Consider the following 17835-nt stretch of genomic DNA (forward strand, 5'->3'; position numbering starts at 1 on the left):
TGAATAAAACTTACCTTTACATTTTAATAATAGAATGAAACGTTCAGGAACAGCAGATCTACCTCTTCACTACGGCAAAGTACCGCCGTGGCTGTATGAGCGTATGTCTGTGCTCGGACTTTCCATTATTGAAGTCATTCTCATGGATTACGGTAAAGACGAAGTATTGCGCCGGCTGGCAGATCCTTTCTGGTTTCAGAGTTTTGGAGCAGTGATGGGAATGGATTGGCATTCTTCGGGAATTACCACTTCCGTTATGGGAGCTTTGAAACGTTCTATTAATCCCAATTCACAATCTTTGGGAATTTATATCTGTGGCGGAAAAGGTAAACTTTCCAGGGAAACCCCGTCAGAACTGATCCGGATTGCAGATAAAACCGGACTGAACGGAACAGACCTGGTAAGAGCCAGCAAGCTTTCTGCAAAGGTTGATAATACTGCCATACAGGATGGTTATCAATTATACCTGCACAATTTCATTCTTTCAGATAATGGAAACTGGAGTGTCATTCAGCAGGGCATGCATGAATCAGACGGAACAGCAAGACGGTATCACTGGCATTCTGAAAATATCACATCATTTATAGAAAAACCGCATACAGGAATTAATGGGATTTCAAGAGGACGAATTCTCAATCTTACTGATACCCATGCTTCAGACAACAGAAAAGGAATTCTGGATATTTCTCATACCGATTCAGTAGATGTCATGAAGGATTTTGCAAGACTGATTCTTCCTGCCCATCATGATGTTCAGGCTTCTGACGTAGATCTGAAAAGATTGGGAGCGCTTTTATATGTCACCCGTGAGCAGCAGCCTCAGAATTTTGAAGATTTACTGATGCTGGAAGGGGTGGGACCCAGAACCATGCAGTCCTTAGCTTTGGTAAGTGAAGTTATTCACGGAGCACCATCCAGATTTGCAGATCCGGCTAGATTTTCCTTTGCGCATGGAGGTAAAGACGGTCATCCTTTCCCGGTTCCTACCAAAACCTATGATGAAAGTATCAGTATTCTCAGAAAAGGAATAGAAAAATCCAAACTGGGAAATTCTGATAAATTGAATTCTTTGAATAAGCTTCACCAGATCGTAGCTACAGCAGAAAAAGATTTTACTCCGGATTTTGATATTCAGGAAGTCATTGAAGAAGAAAGACAAAACTCCTGGCGTTTTGGTGGAAAAACAGTGTTTGGAGATGCTCAGAAACCCAATCCTCCAAAATCCATACAGCTTTCACTATTCTAAGCTTTCTATCTCCTAACGTTCTGGTGATGTCAAATAAATGTTTCACCATTCCCATCCTTTGGAGGGGTGGCGGAAATTCAAAAAAATTTTGACGGGGTGGTCAATGTGTTCAAATAACTGTTTAAATTTCATCTGCTTTCAAGTATCTATTATTTCAGTGTCATAGATAACCTTTTATGAATACTTAAATAACTTTGTTTAATATTTTTTATCTTTAATTCAATTAAAAATTTTATTTTTAAAAACTTAAAAAAAATTGACCAAATGACGAATCAAGCCCTGGAAATATGTTACGATTTTCCTTTCTTTTTCCCTGAAGAACTTGCTGAAATATTTCAGGCTCATGAAAAAACATCATTCCAAAAAGGTGATTTTATTCTTGAAGAAGGAAAAACAGCCAATGAATATTATATTCTCGAAAGCGGATTGGCACGTTCTTACGTTAATGATTTCAACGGAAATGAAGTAACCACCCATTTTTTTACCGAAAATGAAGTCATTATCGAAGTTTTATCAATGTTTCAACGGGTTCCGTCCCAGGAAAATATCGTTTGTATTACAGACTGTGAATGCTGGAGGCTGGATTATGACACCTTTCAGGAATTATTCCATAAAATCCCTAACCTCAGAGAATGGGGGAGATCCTGGATGTCCCAGGAACTTTTTGCCTATAAACAGCGTTCTGTAGAAATGTTTACCCTTTCAGCAACCAGAAGATACCTTAATCTCCTGGAACAGAAATCTAAAGTCATACAATTTGCTCCCTTAAAACAAATTGCTTCCTACCTGGGAGTGACAGACACTTCTCTGAGCCGTATTCGTAAAGAAATCGTTTCCCATCCTAAGAAAAATTAAATCTTGCCTTATGACAAGTAGATTTTCATTACACCTTGGTAATTTTGGATAACAGTTTAACACTAAAATTACAAAAAATGAAAGTCAATCAAATCTATGTGAACCTTCCGGTAAAAGATGTGCAGAAAACAAAAGAATTCTGGACGAAGGTAGGTTTTCCAATCAATGAACAATTCTCTGATGATAAAGCAACCTGCGTTGTGTTGAATGATACCATCTATGTGATGTTTCTGCAGGAAGAATATTTTATGACCTTTACCAATAAACCTGTTGCCAAAGAGAATACCAGTCAGGTTCTTGTAGCAGTAGGTCTCAATAGCCGTGAAGAAGTTGATCAGGTAGTAAATATTGCAGTAGAAAATGGAGCATGGCAGCACGAAGAACCTCAGGATTACGGATGGATGTACCAGAACTCTTTCTGGGATTTGGATGGGCATGGCTGGAATATCACTTTTGCCGATATGTCTCAAATGCCAACAGAATAAAATACACCACTAAAAATTACAAAATGAATATTAATGATATTTACGTCAATTTACCAGTAAAAGACGTTCAAAAGACCAGAGCATTCTGGACGGAGCTTGGCTTTTCTATCAATGAACAGTTTTCAAATGATAAGGCAATATGTGTAGTGATGAAAAAAGATCATATCTATACTATGTTTCTTAAAGAAGATTTTTTCCAGACATTTACCAACAGACCTTTTGCCAAAGGAGATACTACACAGGTACTCCTTGCCATCGGAGTAAACAGTCGTGAAGAAGTAGATCATATGGTAAAAACTGCTATTGAAAACGGAGGATCAAAATATGGTGAGCCTGTAGATTACGGATGGATGTATCAAAGCAGTTTTGCAGACATCAACGGCCATCAGTGGGAAGTTATGCATGGGGATGCTTCCCAAATGCCTGTAGAATAATTTGTTATTATAAATACGCATCACATGGAAACACAATCAAACGATATAGAAATCATAAAAAATCAGGTAGCCAGTACCTATTATGTGATTACTTCGAATATCGATGGCATTTCCCATGAAGAATCTATGATTTTTCCCAATGGTGAAGCTAATTGTATGAACTGGATTCTTGGACATTTGATTCATATAAGAAATCCCTTATTGAATATTCTTGGAGAAGAATCTGTTTGGGACAGCGAAAAATTTTCATTTTACAACAGAGGTGAAATTGCTTTAGATCACAAAGATAAATTAATCAACTTCGAAGATTTAAAATCGTATTTAAAACAATCTCAGGACAGATTGGAAGCAAAACTCAATACGATTGAAAGTTTTCAGCCCGAAATGATTAAAGACATATCAACCCTAAGTCTTCATGAAATTTACCATAGCGGACAGCTGGGTTATCTCCGCAGAATTTTAGGAAAACCAGGCGCCATAAAATAAATCGGGCACTTAAAATTTTCAGACTAATTTTCATAGCGATCTGTGACAACAGATACAGTAGAATCATAAATAATCATCTGTACAATCTGTGTGAGAATCATTTTCAACACAAAGTTGAGAGTCTTTGCTTTGCTCGGAATGGCAAGTACACGATTGAAATATTAGCACTATCTTTTAGATGAGTACAATTTTATCGGAGATAAAATCTTTGCGCCTTAAAAACGTACAGTTTGTAAAATACCTTGCGCCTTTGCGTTTCTCCAACCCTCTAATATCTAATATCTAACTTCTAATCTCTAATTAAAAAATGGACACACCAAAATCAAAAAAAATGGAAGTCATTATTCCGGCTTACAGAATGCATTCCCAAAGCTTTATGAATGTTTTGGAAGGCATCTCGGAAGAAGACGCTTTGAAAAGAATTGAAAATAAAACCAATCATATTGTCTGGATGGCCGGAAACTTTGTCAACATGCGTTATGGTTTGGGCTGGGTACTTGGACTTCGGGATGAAGACCCTTACAGTGACTTGTTTTTTCAGGGAAAAGCTTTGGATGAAAGCTTTCAATATCCAACTTTAACAGAACTGAAGGAGAATTTTCATGCAATCTCCGCAAAAGTATACCAGAAACTGTTTGAAGTAACTGATGAAGAACTGGACGAAATATTTGAAATAGGAATGAATATCCCCTTCGTTAAAGAAACAAAACTCAATTTTGCAGGAATGTGCATCGGCCGTGAAGACTACCTGTGCGGACAGATAGGCTTGATGCGCAGAATTTTAAACTATCCGGGAATGAAGTATGATGTGGATGAAAACCTTACGTATTAACCGATGAATCCAGTAGAAAAAGGCTATAAGAAAGTCAACGGAATCCAATTGTATTATGAAATCTATGGATCTGGAAAACCTTTGGTTCTGATTCATGGAGGAGGTTCTTCTATGCTGTACGATTTTGAAGAGGTTATTGTAAGACTGAAGAATAGCTTTCAGTTAATAGGAATCGATCTGCAAAATCACGGGCGAAGTGAGCATCGTGATATTCCTGAAACATTTGAACAGGATGCGGATGATGTTGCCGGACTTTTGGCAGAGCTCAACATTCAAAAAGCCTCGTTCTGGGGATTCAGCAACGGTGGAAATACGGTGATGCAGGTTGCTCATCGCCATCCGGGAATCGTAGAAAAACTGGTTGTTGCCTCAGCATTTTATAAAAGAAACGGAATGATAGACGGATTTTTTGAAGGAATGCAGGAAGCTACATTTGAATCTATGCCGGAGCCTTTCAAAATTAATTTTTTAAACCTCAACCCGGACTTTTCAAAGCTGGAAAACCTTTTTGAGAAAGACTGCAGAAGGATGCAGACTTTTGAAGATTGGAATGATGAAGTGCTGGCTTCCATACAATCGCCTGCATTATTTATCAGTGGAGATAGAGACGTTATGAAACCGGAGCACGCAGCAGCGATGTGGCGTTTGGTGAAAGACTCACGATTAATGATCCTTCCCGGAACTCATGGCGTATATATGATGCCTGACTTTGACGGAAGTATTGATGAAAATTTAATAGACTTTACAGTCAAAGAAGTAGAAAAATTTTTAAACCATTAAGACCTTTAAAATAGTATGTTGAGGGAAGGTAAATCATAATAATCGATACGCCTTTAAATTAAAACTCTGCTTACTATTCATAGTAAATTAATCAATCCTTAATGGACCAATAGTAGAACCTTTATTTTATAATAATAACTTTAAAATTAAAAATCATGGCTAAATTAAATCCGTATCTGAATTTTGACGGAACAGCTGAAGAAGCGTTCAATTTTTACAAAACTATTTTTGGAGGTGAATTCGTCGGAGGAATTCATAAAATGGGAAATGCTCCAGGCACCGAAAACCTCTCAGAAGAAGAAAAAAACAGAGTAATGCACATCGCACTGCCTATTGGGGGTGACCTTTTAATGGCATCTGATATTGTACCCGGATTTGGGCAGACCCTTACCGTAGGGAACAACAATTATGTTTCTATTTTCCCTGATTCCAGAAACGAAGCAGACAGACTTTTCAAAGAACTTTCTGATGGCGGAAATGTAGAAATGCCGATTGAAGATCAGTTTTGGGGAGACTATTTCGGATGCTTTCAGGATAAATATGGTGTTCATTGGATGGTGAACTATAATGAAGAATATGCAAAATAATCCTATATTTAACTAATGATAAAAGAGATGAAGCTGTCTCAAAAGTGTCATTCTGATAGAAATGAAATGGAGTGGAGAATCCCATATGTTTGGGAATCAGTAATATTCTTGCTTCGTCAGAATAACAGAAACCCAATTTTTTGACTTTTGAGACAGCTGCAGCTCTTTATTTAAACTTTAAAAAAATAGAACTATGGATCCAATTAAAATAGACATTACAATTTTAGCACCGGTTGAAAAGGTTTGGAATTATTTCAATGAGCCAAAACATATTACAAAATGGAATTTCGCTCACGAAAGCTGGCAGTGCCCTAGTTCTGAAAATGACCTTAAGGTAGGTGGTAAATTCAAGACCAGAATGGAAGCTAAAGACAAAAGCTTCGGATTTGATTTTGAAGGAGTATATGATGAAATTATTCCTCATGAAATGATCAGATATCATATAGAAGACGGACGTAAAGTAGAAGTCGTTTTCGATAAAATAGATGAAAATACAACGAAAGTCATTGAGATTTTCGAGCCCGAAAAGCAAAATTCCGTGGAAATGCAGCGAGATGGCTGGTATGCCATTCTTAACAACTTCCACAAATATGTAGAGAATCATTAACTATATTTTTTTGTAGCCATGATCAATTTAGTTATCATGTCAAAGAGTTTAAATTTCATTTATACTTTTAATTATGACCCTCAAGAAGAATTTCTTCATGGGGTTATTGCAATACCTGCAAGAAGAGCTTTAGAAAAAGAAAAAATAAATTCTTTAGAAAAACTATCAGATTATTCTGAAAAAGAAATTATGCAGCTTCATGGTTTCGGGAAAAATACGATGGTAAAACTGAAGAACTATATGAAAGAAAATCAGGTAGGCTTTAAGGAAGTATAATACTATATAAACGAAATTGTATGCTTTTGCAGATAAAAACGACTTTTTTTAAGTGCAAAAGCATACAATTTCGCTTGCTCTATGTTTTTTGAAAAAATAGAATACCCTAATAAAATGTAAAATTATGAATAAAGATATTTTCCCATGTCTCTGGTATGACGGAGACGCTAAGCAGTCTGCTGAATTTTATTGTAAAGTTTTTGGAGGCGAAATTACAGCAGATACCCCTGTAGTGATGAATGTTGACCTGTTCGGACAGAGGCTGATGCTTCTGAACGGAGGTCCGGAATTTAAAAAAAATGCTTCCATCTCTTTCATGGTGATCTGTGAGACAGAAGATGAGGTTCAGAAATACTGGGACCAGTTACTGGATGGCGGTATGGCCCTGATGGAACTGGGTTCTTATTCCTGGAGCAAAAAGTACGGATGGGTTCAGGATAAATACGGTGTAACGTGGCAGCTGTTTTTGGGAGAGAAAGCAAGTGATCAGAAAATAATTCCTACTTTGATGTTTATCCATCAGAACAATGGAAAAGCAAAAGAAGCAATAGAGCTGTATACGCGGACTTTTCCCAACTCAAGCATAGGAAATATATTGACCTATGGAGCAGGAAGTGAAGGGCATGATATACCGGAACCGGCAGAAAATATTCAGCATGCTCATTTTGTTATTGACAATTACAGCTTATTCTGTATGGATAATTCTTATGATCATCAGTTTGATTTTAATGAAGGAATATCATTGGTTGTAATGACGGATGACCAGCAGCAGACTGATCATTATTGGAATACCCTGACGGCAGATGGAGGCAGAGAAAGTATGTGTGGCTGGTTAAAAGATCAATATGGAATGAGCTGGCAGATTGTACCTAAAAGACTCATTCAGCTAATGAACGACTCCGATCAGGAAAAAGCTTATAAAGTAGTTCAGGCAATGATGAAAATGCAGAAAATCATCATTCAGGATTTGGAAGATGCTTATCATTCTTAATTTATTTTCGGCGTATTGTTTGATATGATTTAGAGAAGAGATTTGCTTATGAAAACACAGAACAAGTCAAAATCTAAGTCAAAAGTCCCTAAAGAAGGGTTGTTTCCGGAAATTATCCGGAACGATTATAAGGGAAGCCGGAAGCTGCTGGGTAAAAAAGCAGTTATTTCCGGAGGAGACAGCGGTATCGGACAGGCTGTAGCCATTCATTTCGCCAGAGAAGGGGCAGACCTTGCCATTATCTATAAAGAAAGTGACAAAGATGCCAAAGAAACTAAAAGCCTTGTTGAAAAGGAAGGTCAGAAATGTCTTTTGATAAAAGGAGACCTTACCCGAAAGGCTTTCAGAACCAAATGCGCAGAAAAGATTAAAACAGAGTGGAAGAACCTTGATATCCTTGTTAATAATGCAGGAATTCATACCTCAAAAAACAGTCTGGAGAAAATCTCTGATGAACAGATTCAGGAAACGTTTGATACCAATATCCTTTCTATGATTTCTGTCACCAGAAATTTTCTTCCGCTGATAGGAAAAGGAGGACGGATCATCTGTACAACTTCTGTCACCGCTTATCGCGGAAGTGATCATTTAATTGATTATGCTGCGACCAAAGGAGCGGTCTTATCTTTTATCCGCTCATTGGCAGATAACCTTGCTGAAAAGGAAATTCTGGTCAACGGAATAGCACCGGGACCTATATGGACTCCACTTGTGAAAGAAGCTTTCGAAGACCTCTCCAGGTTTGGAAAAGATACTCCGCTGAAGAGAGCAGGACAACCTTCAGAAGTGGCGCCCGCTTATGTTTTTCTTGCTTCTAAGGATGCAAGTTATATTACAGGAGAAATAATTCACATCAACGGTGGTGATTTTGTCGGAGGATAGAAAAGAAGTTAGGAGTGATTGTACAATAAATCTCTCACTCTCCAACCCAATCACCAGCAACCTAAAACTTAAAAAAATATATGGAAAAATTATCATACGAAATAGAAATTAATGCCGAACCTGAAAAAGTATGGAGTGTGCTTTGGTCAGATATTACTTACAGGCAATGGACAACAGCTTTTACAGAGGGTTCTTTTTATGAAGGGGCTCTTGAAGAGAAAAGTATCGTTAAATTCCTGGATCCCAAAAACAACGGAATGTACAGCCGGGTAGAGAAAGTAATTCCTAATGAAGAAATAAAATTTTTGCATCTTGGTGAAATTTATGAAGGCATTGAAGTTGCTCAGGATTGGGGGGAGGCAACAGAAGCTTATTTTCTTGAGGAGAACGAAGAAGGAACATTACTGAAAACAGAAATTCAGACTCCTGCAGAGTTTAAAGAATTTTTTGAAGAGAAATTCCCGAAAGCGATGCTTATTGTTAAGCACTTATCGGAAAATCAGCTGTAGTCATACATGAAGGAGGTTTATGAAATATTCTAACCAATCATTAAAATATAAAATATGGAAACCTTATCATACGAAACAATAATTGATGCTCCCTTACAGAAAGTCTGGGACATTCTCTGGAGCCCTGAAACATATAGTGAATGGACCCGGTATTTCGGTGCCGGATCTGTCATGAAATCCGACTGGAAGGTAGGTGGCAAAACCTATTTTCTGAATGCTCATGGTGAAGGAATGGTTTCAACCATAGACAGTCTGGAAGAACCCAATCAGATTGTTTTCAAGCATTTGGGAATGGTAGATAAAAATGGAACAGAGGATACCCAAAGCAAAGAAGTAATGGAGTGGAACGGAAGCTTTGAAAAATATTTTTTGATCGATTTTGGAGGAAAAACAAAACTTCATGCCGAAGTTCAGGTTGAAAAACAATGGGAAGATCATATGAACACAGGTTTTACAAAAGGTCTGATGGTCGTGAAAAGCCTCGCTGAAGGAGTAAGCCTTGATTCAGTATAATGAAGTTTAGAATTTAAGGTTTAGAGTTTAAAGTTGAGAGTTGATGATGATCTAATCATAGTCTTAAGTTTTATATTTTAATCCCGTATTCCTGCTACCTATCACCTATTATCTCTCACCTAAAAAATATGAAACTATTAGTAATTCTTTTCGTAACATGTATTCTGGCGTTGCTGGGAACTTTTTTATTTCAGGGGAAACCAGATTTTATATTTTCAGGCAATCTGGGAATGGCAGTCTTTATTGTGTTTACAGGTTTTTCACATTTTAAATTTCAGAAGGGAATGGCGATGATGATTCCTGATCTTATGCCTGCAAAAATGTTTTGGGTATATTCTACAGGAGTCCTTGAAATTGCAGCAGGAATTGGTCTTATGATTCCGGCCATTCGTGAAATAACAGCAATTTTACTGATCATTTTTTATGTATTGGTTTTTATTGCCAATATCAATTCTTCCAGAAAAAAGATTAATATTTTTAAAGCAGATTATACAGGTCCTGGGATGAAATATCTTTATTATCAAAGGATACCCATGCAGATTATTTTAATAGTCTGGACCTGGTATTTTGGAATTTATTTACACTAAGTAAAAGACAGTCTTTAAGGCTGTCTTTTTTAATAAAATCATATTTTTTTATTTAATTGATAAAATAGTGTAACGTTTTATAGGGGTAAGGTGTCTTATTGTATAAGTGCATTTATTTTTTATTGTTTTAAAATAAGTGCTTTCTATAACTTTAACCTTAAAAACAGAAGTTATGCACCTAAATCACAAAATTTTCGGTACAGCCATAATTGTACTATCTACTATGATGATCAACGCACAAAGTTCTACAGCCAAGCTGCCTGGAGATCCTACTTTACCATCTTCCAAAGCTAATATTGAGAAACTTATCTCTTATGATAAAGGAAACTTTACCTACAAAGTTGAAGATTACTTTGCAAGACCAAAAGCTTCAGGATTTAAAATCTCTCCTGACGGGAAATATCTTTCTTATAAAGAAAAAGATCAGGACAAAAAAAATCATGTCTATGTAAAAGACTTAAGTACGGGAAAAGCTACCAAAGCCATCGTAGAAAAAGACGATCTGATCAAAGGCTACGGCTGGCTGAATAAAAAACGTCTTTTTTATACTCAGGATAAAGGAGGAAACGAAAATATTCACTTGTATGCTACAGATATTGATGGAGGAAACCAAAAGGATTTGACACCCTTTGACGGAGTTAAAGTAGGTTCTATTATTCCTGTAAAAGATACTGACTTCGTTGTGGTTACCATGAATAAAAACAATAAGCAAATCTTTGAACCTTTTAAAATCAACTATATTACCGGAGAAACTACCCAGTTGTATGAAAATAAAGATGTAAACAGTCCTATTGATGATTATATTTTTGATAAAGATGGAAATCTGAGAGGCTACAGCGTTCTGGAAAACGGGCTGACAACAAAAACATATTATAAAGATCTGCAGACAGGGAAATTCAACCTGATTAAATCTGCGGACTGGTCTGATACCTTTGGAATCATCAGCTTTAATGACAATTCTAAAAATAAAGATGAAGCGTATGTGGTGACCAATCTGGATAGTGATAAGGCAAGAATCGTCCTGTATGATCTAAAGAAAAATGCAGTGATCAAAGAGGTTTATTCCAATCCTGTATATGATGTGAGCTCAATAAGCACGGCTGGCAAAAACAGAAACTATGAACTGGATTATATCAGCTATGAAGGAACAAAAGGAGAGACTATTCCGGTAAGTAAATTTTATAAAGAAATTGATGCCCAATTAAAATCTCAATTTGAGGGCAAAGAGTTCGGTATCGCTTCTTCAGATGATAACAATGATAAGCTATTAGTTGTTGTGGGAAGTGATAAGCTTTATGGAACCTATTATGAATATGACACAAAAACGAAACAGACCAAACTTCTTTACAACCTGATGCCTCAGCTGAAGGAAGAAGATATGGCTGAAATGAGACCTATAGAATTCAAAAGCAGAGACGGAGTTACTATTCATGGATATATCACACTGCCTAAAGCAGCATTGGACGGCAAAAAAGTTCCAATGATTGTGAATCCTCACGGTGGTCCTCAGGGGATCAGAGACAGCTGGGGATTCAATCCTGAAGCGCAATTATTTGCGAGTCGTGGATATGCTACCCTTCAGGTCAATTTCAGGATTTCCGGAGGCTATGGTAAATCATTCCAGAAATCAGGTTATAAACAAATCGGAAGAAAGGCGATGGATGACGTGGAAGATGGAGTAAAATATGCAATCAGCCAGGGATGGGTTGATAAAGATAAAATAGCCATCTATGGAGGAAGTCATGGAGGATATGCAACATTAATGGGACTTATTAAAACTCCGGATCTGTATACTTGTGGAGTAGATTATGTTGGAGTTTCCAATATTTTCACTTTCTTTTCTTCCTTCCCGGAATATTGGAAACCTTATAAAGAAATGGTAAAACAGATCTGGTATGATCTTGATAATCCTGAAGAAGCTAAAATTGCTAAAGAGGTTTCTCCAGTGTTCCAGATAGACAAAATCAAGAAACCATTATTTGTAGTACAGGGAGCTAATGACCCAAGGGTGAATATCAATGAATCTGATCAGATTGTAAAAGCGATGCGTGCCAAAGGTTTTGAAGTTCCTTATATGGTAAAATATGATGAAGGACACGGATTTGGAAAAGAACCCAACAGAATTGAACTTTATAAATCAATGCTAGGATTCTTTGCAGAAAATTTTAACAAATAAACTATTAATTTTATAATGATGGAAACGGAAGGCTTTTGCCTTCCGTTTCCTGTTTATAGAGGTAGTGATAACATTATTTAACACTATATAACGGTATGATGACTCAGAAAAAAATGTTTTCTGCAGAAATTTGTGGAATCAAAAAAGATATTATGATACACAGATTATTTTTACTATTGTTTCTGACAATTACGATAACATATTCCAAAGCTCAGGGCAATGCTGGAGAACAGGTTAATATCAATGCTCAAAAACCATTAAAACTTTCAGTTCCTTTAAAGGACAATACCCGTGAAAGTATTGAAATTCCCTTTGAAGTAGATAACGGAATCATTTATGTACAGGCAGAATTCAATGGAGAAAATGGTACATTCATACTGGACAGTGGAGCTCCTGATCTTATATTGAATTCAGATGCAGAAAATATGGTTTACGATTCATCCAATAAAAGTGATGCCTCAGGCGTGGGAGGGAAGGTAAAAAAATCAGGAACTGCCCATATACAATCATTCGACTGGTATGGAATTACTCTTTCTGATGGAGATGTACTTTCTGTTTCCATGTCTCATCTTACAAAGAGAAAGATTTTAGGATTAATAGGATATCGTATATTTAATGATTACGCTTTAACCTTTGATTACAAAAAATCAAAGATTACCGGAACATTAAAAACATCCTTATCTCAGGAAAAAGAACGAAATGGAAAGCTTCTTGCAACAATTCCGTTTGAAATGTATAAGCATATTCCTGTACTTCAGATAGAAATTAATGGAAAGATGTATAATATGGGTCTGGATACAGGTGCTGCAGCCAATTTATTTTATGAAAAATATGTTCCCGAACTGAAAGAGTCCATCATCAGATATAAAGAATCTGACCTTACCGGAATTGGTGGAAAAGTTAAGGCAAAGAAAGGACGCGTTAAAAAAATAACCATAAGAGGTGTTGAATATAATAAGCTGAATTTTATTTTTGAAGATGCTACGCTTACTGCTCTCAACCAGGGCAGTACGTTAAAACTCGATGGTCTGTTAGGGTATGAATTCTTAAAGACCTATAAAACAACGATCGATTTTAAAGCTAAAGAAATCCGTATTTATGAGTAATGAACAAAAAACTGCTATTGAATTCAATAGCAGTTTTTTATTAGTCTATTATTAACCTATATCCGGTAGCTCTTATATTGATGATGCTTATTCTTGGATCATCGGCAAGCTGTTTCCGCAATTTGGAGATGAAAACATCCAAACTTCGTCCGTTAAAAAAATTATCGTCTCCCCAAAGCTCGAGTAATGTTTCTTTCCTGGAAAGAATGCCATCTTTATTCGTTGCTAAGCGATAAAGAATTTCACCTGACCTGGGAGATAGGCTGATTTCTTTTTCTTTATGGCTTAATTTGTATGTGGCAGAATTGTATTTATAATTTCCGATGGCAATTACTTTTTCAGGATTAGCAGATGGAGCAGATACATTCTTAACCAAACGGTAAATTCTTGCGGCTAATTCTTCTATGCTGAAAGGTTTTCGCATATAATCATCGGCACCAATTTCAAACCCTTTTAATACATCTTCTGTTAATACACGGGCAGAAAGAAGAATCAAAGGAATGCTGTTCCCCTGTTCTCTTAGTGTTTTGAGAAAAGTATAACCATCCAGTTTCGGCATCATAATATCGGCGACTACAATGTCAAAGTTTTCATTATGGATCGCTTCCAACCCATCTATGCCATTGGTAACCCATGTTACCGAAAAATGATCTCTGGTAAGCATATCAGCTGTGACTTCTCCTAATAATGGATCATCTTCAAGGTATAGTATTTTTATTTTAAGGCTCATAGGCTACTATTTTGATTTCTATTAAGGAACCTTCACCCTCAGGCTTCAAAACTCTGATGCTTCCTCCTTGATTTTTTAAAGTTTTTTTCACAAAACTCAGACCAAGCCCAAAACCTTTTACATCATGCAGGTCATCATTACTGATCCTGAAATAAGGTTCAAAAATTTCATCAGAATATTCACTGGGAATTCCTATTCCATTGTCTTTAACCAGAATTATTGTCTTTTTTCCTATTTGTTTTGCTGAAATAATAACTACTGGTTTTTTTTCTGAGTATTTTAAAGAATTGTCAATCAGATTTAGAAAAACTTGTTTCAGTTGTTCAGCGTTTCCTTTGATATAAATAGATTTATCAACTTCTTGAAATAGAATAGTTGCTTCATAGCTGTTGATAATAGTTGATAACATACTTTTTGTTTCCTCAAGTAAACTTAATAAATGAATTCCAGTGGTTAGCTGTTTATCTTTTGTGTCCTCTGCTTTGGCATTTTTGAGTATTGAATCTACTAAAAATGAAAGCTGTTGAGCCGCTTTTTGGATAATTGTAGCATATTTTCTGGCACCTTCTGGTTCCATGACAATATTATGTTTTTCCAATCCTTCTGCAGTAATCAGTAAAGTAGAAATAGGGATTTTTAATTCATGGGTCATATTTCTTGTAAAGATTTCTTTATTTTTTAACACCTTTTGGTTCAGGAGTAAAGTACTGTAAAGAATATAAAAAGTACCGATAAAGAGAATAATATAAAGGATGGAGAAAAGAATGATCCCCGGCATCTTATTCATGATGATGATTCTTGTTAGATGATCGATATGAATGCGATAGGTATTGTCATCATTGGAAGGGGTAACTTTGCCCGTCGTATTTTTTTCTTTAATAGGAAGATTTAGGGGATAGGTGCGTTTGGAGATTGCATTTTCATGATAAATAACTACTTCTTCATTGGATAATTCCGGAATTGATGTTTTAATATCTTTATATAATATCCTGTCCATAACATTGCTGTTAGGATCAAAAGAGGATGTTTTATAAAGAGTATCCTTCTTAATTTCAATTTTTAAAAGCTCAGTACTCGTTTTCTTTTTATTCGCTTTAGTTTTCGTTTTCGTTCCATTTTTAACCGTTTGTGCCACAAAATTCTGAGAATTCAAATTAGGATATAAATCGAACCGTATTTTTCCCTCACCAAATATAGAATCCAGCTTTTTTTTGTCACCATCAGAATTTCTTACCAAATTGTTAAATAGAATTTGGGTCATTTCAAATTTAGTCTGTTCAAGAAACTCTTTTCTTTTATTTTGAAAGCTGTTTATTACCCAATATCCCTGAAAGACAAGTATGATAATGGTTGTAATAATAAACAGTGGTTTTCCAAAACGTATTAAGAATTGACGCATATTATTTTTTTTTACTCTCTCGAAATTACGCATTATTAGGTACAAAAGATCGATAGGATAACACTATTTAACACTACATAACTTTGTGATAACCTTTATTTTCCTTTTTCTTCAGGAATTTTGCTCCCAATCTTAAATATACATTCAAAATGAATTTAAAAATGATCAGTGTAATGATTGCTTTACTTTTTAGTACTGCAGATCAGGCGCAAAAACAACAAATTCGACACCATCATCGTTCCGAAGTAGCTTCTCCTAAAAAGAAATTTGAAAAATTAAACTCTAATAAGACCTTAGACAGTCGGTATAAACTTAAAACCAATCCTGTACTTCCTTTTGATTCTATTGATTTTGAGATAGGTACAGATAATAGAATATATGTTAAAGGAAAAATAAATGATAGTGAAGAACTCAAATTCTTATTTGATACAGGGGCTACTGATATGGTTTTTAATCCTAATTCCTCTCATAAAATCAACCTGGATTATGATAAAGATGTTCTCAATACAGGAGCAACAAGTTCCGAATATGTAAAGTTCAGTACAAAAAATAAATTCCAAATTGGTCATAAGGTCATTGAAAATGTAAATTTTGTTGCCATTCCTTATCCTGCTGATTTTTGGGACGGAGTTATTGGATTAGATTTTATCAAAAGGAATATTACAAAAATTGATTACAAAAAGAAAAAAATATTTTTATATGATTCTGATTATCATCCAGATGAAGGAGAAATAGCATTCGAGATCAAATACCTATTAGGGGTTCCCACCATTACGGTTCCTGTCACTATAAATGCTCGTGTATATGAAGTGTCTCTTGAAGTTGATACAGGTTCAGATAGGGTATTGGATCTGAATACTCCTTTTGTAAAGAAACATGCTTTGCTAAATAGTATTCCTTCATTTGCGACATCTACAATTGTTGGTACTTCTGCTGAAGTGGGAAAACTTTATAATGTAAAGTTTGATAAAATTAAGATCGGTGATTATTGTTTACCCTTAATTCCAGGAGCATTTTCAACCATTAGCAGTGGTGTTCAGGCTAGTGAGAAGATGGATGGTGTCTTAGGAAACAACTTTTTGAAACGTTTTAATATGACATTAGATCTGAAAAGAAATATAATGTATCTGGAACCTAATGATCTTATGTATTCTCCTTTTTATGACTTTTTAGTAAACGGAAAATAGTTAAGATAGGTTTCCATAGGTTAAAATAAGCGGCAAGTGCCGCTTTTGTTTTTCTTGTTTACAAATAATATTATTTTAATGGTTAAAGAATGTACAGCTTATAAATACTATGAATAAAAGAAAAATTGATTTATAAGAAAAATATTTTAAATTTATTAAAGTAAAACCAAAAGGATAGCCGTCATAACAATATGGAGGTTGTCGAAAAAATAACAATGCCACAGAAGGAGAAAGAAAGCATCATCTCACAGACCGTTTCCAACTACGGAGGAAAGCTGATGTCTTATATTCGTCCCAAAGTGAAAAACACGGAGGATGCGGAAGATATTCTACAAGAGGTGTGGTATCAGTTCAGTAGCCTTACGAATATTTCTGAAATCGTAAATGTTGGAGGCTGGCTATACAGGGTGACGGCAAATAAAATCACAGACCGTTACCGTAAAAAGAAAACAGAAAATCTTGAAGATTTCGTATATGAGGATGAAGACGGCAGTTTTTCTATCAAGGATATTCTTTTGATGGATGAGAGCGCTGGCCCTGAAGTGAAGATGTTTCAGGATGAGATCTGGAAAAAACTGTTTGAAGCACTTGATGAACTTCCCGAAAAACAAAGGCTGGTCTACGTAGAAAATGAATTGAACGACAAAACCCTCCAGGAGATCGCCGATGAACAGGGAGAAAATATCAAGACCATCATCAGTAGAAAAAACTATGCTGTGAAGCACTTGAGAAACCGATTGAGAAAGTTATACGAAGATTTAAAAAGTTAGAAAAAGAAATTATGAATTATAGACACAAGAAGGGTTGGATTTTTTTATTGTTATGTCCACCAGTAATCTTAGCTGCAGTTACATGGATTGTGATGCTGCTTTGGAATTGCCTTCTTCCTGAAATTTTAGGAGTAAAAACAATTACATTCTGGCAGGCAATGGGAATACTGATCCTTAGTAAAATTCTTTTTGGAGGCTTCCATTTCGGTAAAGGAATGAAAGACTTCAAGGAAAGAAAAATGAGAGAAAGAATGGCAAGCTGGTCCCCTGAGGAAAGAGAAAAATTTAAGGAAGTTTGGAGAAATAAATGCTCAGGAGGATTCTTCAACAGAAACAACGAATAATTTAAAAAACTTTAAAGAAGTAGTAAAGTAAAATTACAATTCATTCGTCTTTA

22 protein-coding genes are annotated in these 17835 nt (G+C 35.7%); 20 read left to right on the plus strand and 2 right to left on the minus strand.

What is annotated here, in order from left to right:
• Positions 1 to 34 precede the first annotated feature (34 nt).
• The 17 genes from AC07UM_RS14325 (at position 35) to AC07UM_RS14405 (ending at position 13352) form a co-directional block, all read left to right on the plus strand.
• Positions 35 to 1246, plus strand: coding sequence for a DUF763 domain-containing protein (locus AC07UM_RS14325; protein ID WP_494683794.1), 1212 nt, complete (start codon positions 35 to 37; stop codon positions 1244 to 1246).
• Positions 1247 to 1510: 264 nt separating this feature from the next.
• Entirely contained in the window at positions 1511 to 2101 is a 591-nt protein-coding gene (locus AC07UM_RS14330) for a Crp/Fnr family transcriptional regulator (RefSeq protein ID WP_494683795.1), read from the plus strand.
• Between the two features lie 77 nt (positions 2102 to 2178).
• On the plus strand, positions 2179 to 2586 hold the full coding sequence (locus tag AC07UM_RS14335; RefSeq protein ID WP_494683796.1) for a VOC family protein: 408 nt from the start codon (positions 2179 to 2181) through the stop codon (positions 2584 to 2586).
• A 23-nt stretch (positions 2587 to 2609) separates the two neighbouring features.
• On the plus strand, positions 2610 to 3020 hold the full coding sequence (locus AC07UM_RS14340; RefSeq protein ID WP_494683797.1) for a VOC family protein: 411 nt from the start codon (positions 2610 to 2612) through the stop codon (positions 3018 to 3020).
• 24 nt (positions 3021 to 3044) lie between these two features.
• The gene (locus tag AC07UM_RS14345) at positions 3045 to 3506 is read left to right on the plus strand and encodes a hypothetical protein (protein ID WP_494683798.1); all 462 of its coding nucleotides are present in this window, start codon (positions 3045 to 3047) and stop codon (positions 3504 to 3506) included.
• A 307-nt stretch (positions 3507 to 3813) separates the two neighbouring features.
• The gene (locus tag AC07UM_RS14350; protein WP_494683799.1) at positions 3814 to 4338 is read left to right on the plus strand and encodes a DinB family protein; all 525 of its coding nucleotides are present in this window, start codon (positions 3814 to 3816) and stop codon (positions 4336 to 4338) included.
• 3 nt (positions 4339 to 4341) lie between these two features.
• Entirely contained in the window at positions 4342 to 5118 is a 777-nt protein-coding gene (locus AC07UM_RS14355; protein WP_494683800.1) for an alpha/beta fold hydrolase, read from the plus strand.
• A 155-nt stretch (positions 5119 to 5273) separates the two neighbouring features.
• On the plus strand, positions 5274 to 5705 hold the full coding sequence (locus tag AC07UM_RS14360) for a VOC family protein (protein ID WP_103233231.1): 432 nt from the start codon (positions 5274 to 5276) through the stop codon (positions 5703 to 5705).
• Between the two features lie 193 nt (positions 5706 to 5898).
• A complete protein-coding gene (locus AC07UM_RS14365) occupies positions 5899 to 6312 on the plus strand; it encodes an SRPBCC family protein (protein ID WP_494683801.1) in 414 nt (137 codons plus the stop codon).
• A 36-nt stretch (positions 6313 to 6348) separates the two neighbouring features.
• Positions 6349 to 6588: a helix-hairpin-helix domain-containing protein gene (locus AC07UM_RS14370; protein WP_494683802.1), complete on the plus strand. Its 240-nt coding sequence runs from the start codon at positions 6349 to 6351 to the stop codon at positions 6586 to 6588.
• Between the two features lie 124 nt (positions 6589 to 6712).
• The gene (locus AC07UM_RS14375) at positions 6713 to 7579 is read left to right on the plus strand and encodes a VOC family protein (RefSeq protein ID WP_494683803.1); all 867 of its coding nucleotides are present in this window, start codon (positions 6713 to 6715) and stop codon (positions 7577 to 7579) included.
• 48 nt (positions 7580 to 7627) lie between these two features.
• Positions 7628 to 8461, plus strand: a complete 834-nt coding sequence (locus AC07UM_RS14380; RefSeq protein WP_494683804.1) for an SDR family oxidoreductase — start codon at positions 7628 to 7630, stop codon at positions 8459 to 8461.
• 80 nt (positions 8462 to 8541) lie between these two features.
• Positions 8542 to 8970 (plus strand): SRPBCC family protein, encoded by a 429-nt coding sequence (locus AC07UM_RS14385; RefSeq protein WP_494683805.1) that lies wholly within the window; start codon positions 8542 to 8544, stop codon positions 8968 to 8970.
• A 54-nt stretch (positions 8971 to 9024) separates the two neighbouring features.
• Positions 9025 to 9483 (plus strand): SRPBCC family protein, encoded by a 459-nt coding sequence (locus tag AC07UM_RS14390; RefSeq protein WP_494683806.1) that lies wholly within the window; start codon positions 9025 to 9027, stop codon positions 9481 to 9483.
• A 128-nt stretch (positions 9484 to 9611) separates the two neighbouring features.
• Positions 9612 to 10070, plus strand: coding sequence for a DoxX family protein (locus tag AC07UM_RS14395; protein WP_494683807.1), 459 nt, complete (start codon positions 9612 to 9614; stop codon positions 10068 to 10070).
• A gap of 172 nt (positions 10071 to 10242) precedes the next feature.
• Positions 10243 to 12246: a S9 family peptidase gene (locus AC07UM_RS14400; RefSeq protein ID WP_494683808.1), complete on the plus strand. Its 2004-nt coding sequence runs from the start codon at positions 10243 to 10245 to the stop codon at positions 12244 to 12246.
• A gap of 152 nt (positions 12247 to 12398) precedes the next feature.
• Complete coding sequence (locus AC07UM_RS14405; RefSeq protein ID WP_494683809.1) at positions 12399 to 13352, plus strand: pepsin/retropepsin-like aspartic protease family protein; 954 nt, start codon at positions 12399 to 12401, stop codon at positions 13350 to 13352.
• A gap of 40 nt (positions 13353 to 13392) precedes the next feature.
• On the opposite strand, the gene AC07UM_RS14410 is transcribed toward AC07UM_RS14405, so the two are convergent.
• Both AC07UM_RS14410 and AC07UM_RS14415 read right to left on the minus strand, forming a co-directional pair.
• Complete coding sequence (locus AC07UM_RS14410) at positions 13393 to 14082, minus strand: response regulator transcription factor (RefSeq protein WP_494683810.1); 690 nt, start codon at positions 14080 to 14082, stop codon at positions 13393 to 13395.
• On the minus strand, positions 14072 to 15481 hold the full coding sequence (locus AC07UM_RS14415) for a sensor histidine kinase (RefSeq protein WP_494683811.1): 1410 nt from the start codon (positions 15479 to 15481) through the stop codon (positions 14072 to 14074). The genes AC07UM_RS14410 and AC07UM_RS14415 overlap by 11 nt, the downstream gene beginning before the upstream one ends.
• 149 nt (positions 15482 to 15630) lie before the next feature.
• On the opposite strand from AC07UM_RS14415, the gene AC07UM_RS14420 reads away from it, so the two are divergent.
• The 3 genes from AC07UM_RS14420 to AC07UM_RS14430 all read left to right on the plus strand — a co-directional run bounded on the left by AC07UM_RS14420 (position 15631) and on the right by AC07UM_RS14430 (position 17782).
• The gene (locus AC07UM_RS14420; protein WP_494683812.1) at positions 15631 to 16668 is read left to right on the plus strand and encodes an aspartyl protease family protein; all 1038 of its coding nucleotides are present in this window, start codon (positions 15631 to 15633) and stop codon (positions 16666 to 16668) included.
• Positions 16669 to 16883: 215 nt separating this feature from the next.
• Complete coding sequence (locus AC07UM_RS14425; RefSeq protein WP_185145132.1) at positions 16884 to 17438, plus strand: RNA polymerase sigma factor; 555 nt, start codon at positions 16884 to 16886, stop codon at positions 17436 to 17438.
• 11 nt (positions 17439 to 17449) lie between these two features.
• Entirely contained in the window at positions 17450 to 17782 is a 333-nt protein-coding gene (locus AC07UM_RS14430; protein ID WP_494683813.1) for a hypothetical protein, read from the plus strand.
• The last annotated feature ends 53 nt before the right edge of the window (positions 17783 to 17835 follow it).

This window comes from Chryseobacterium sp. GW821-FHT04C04 (assembly GCF_059420365.1).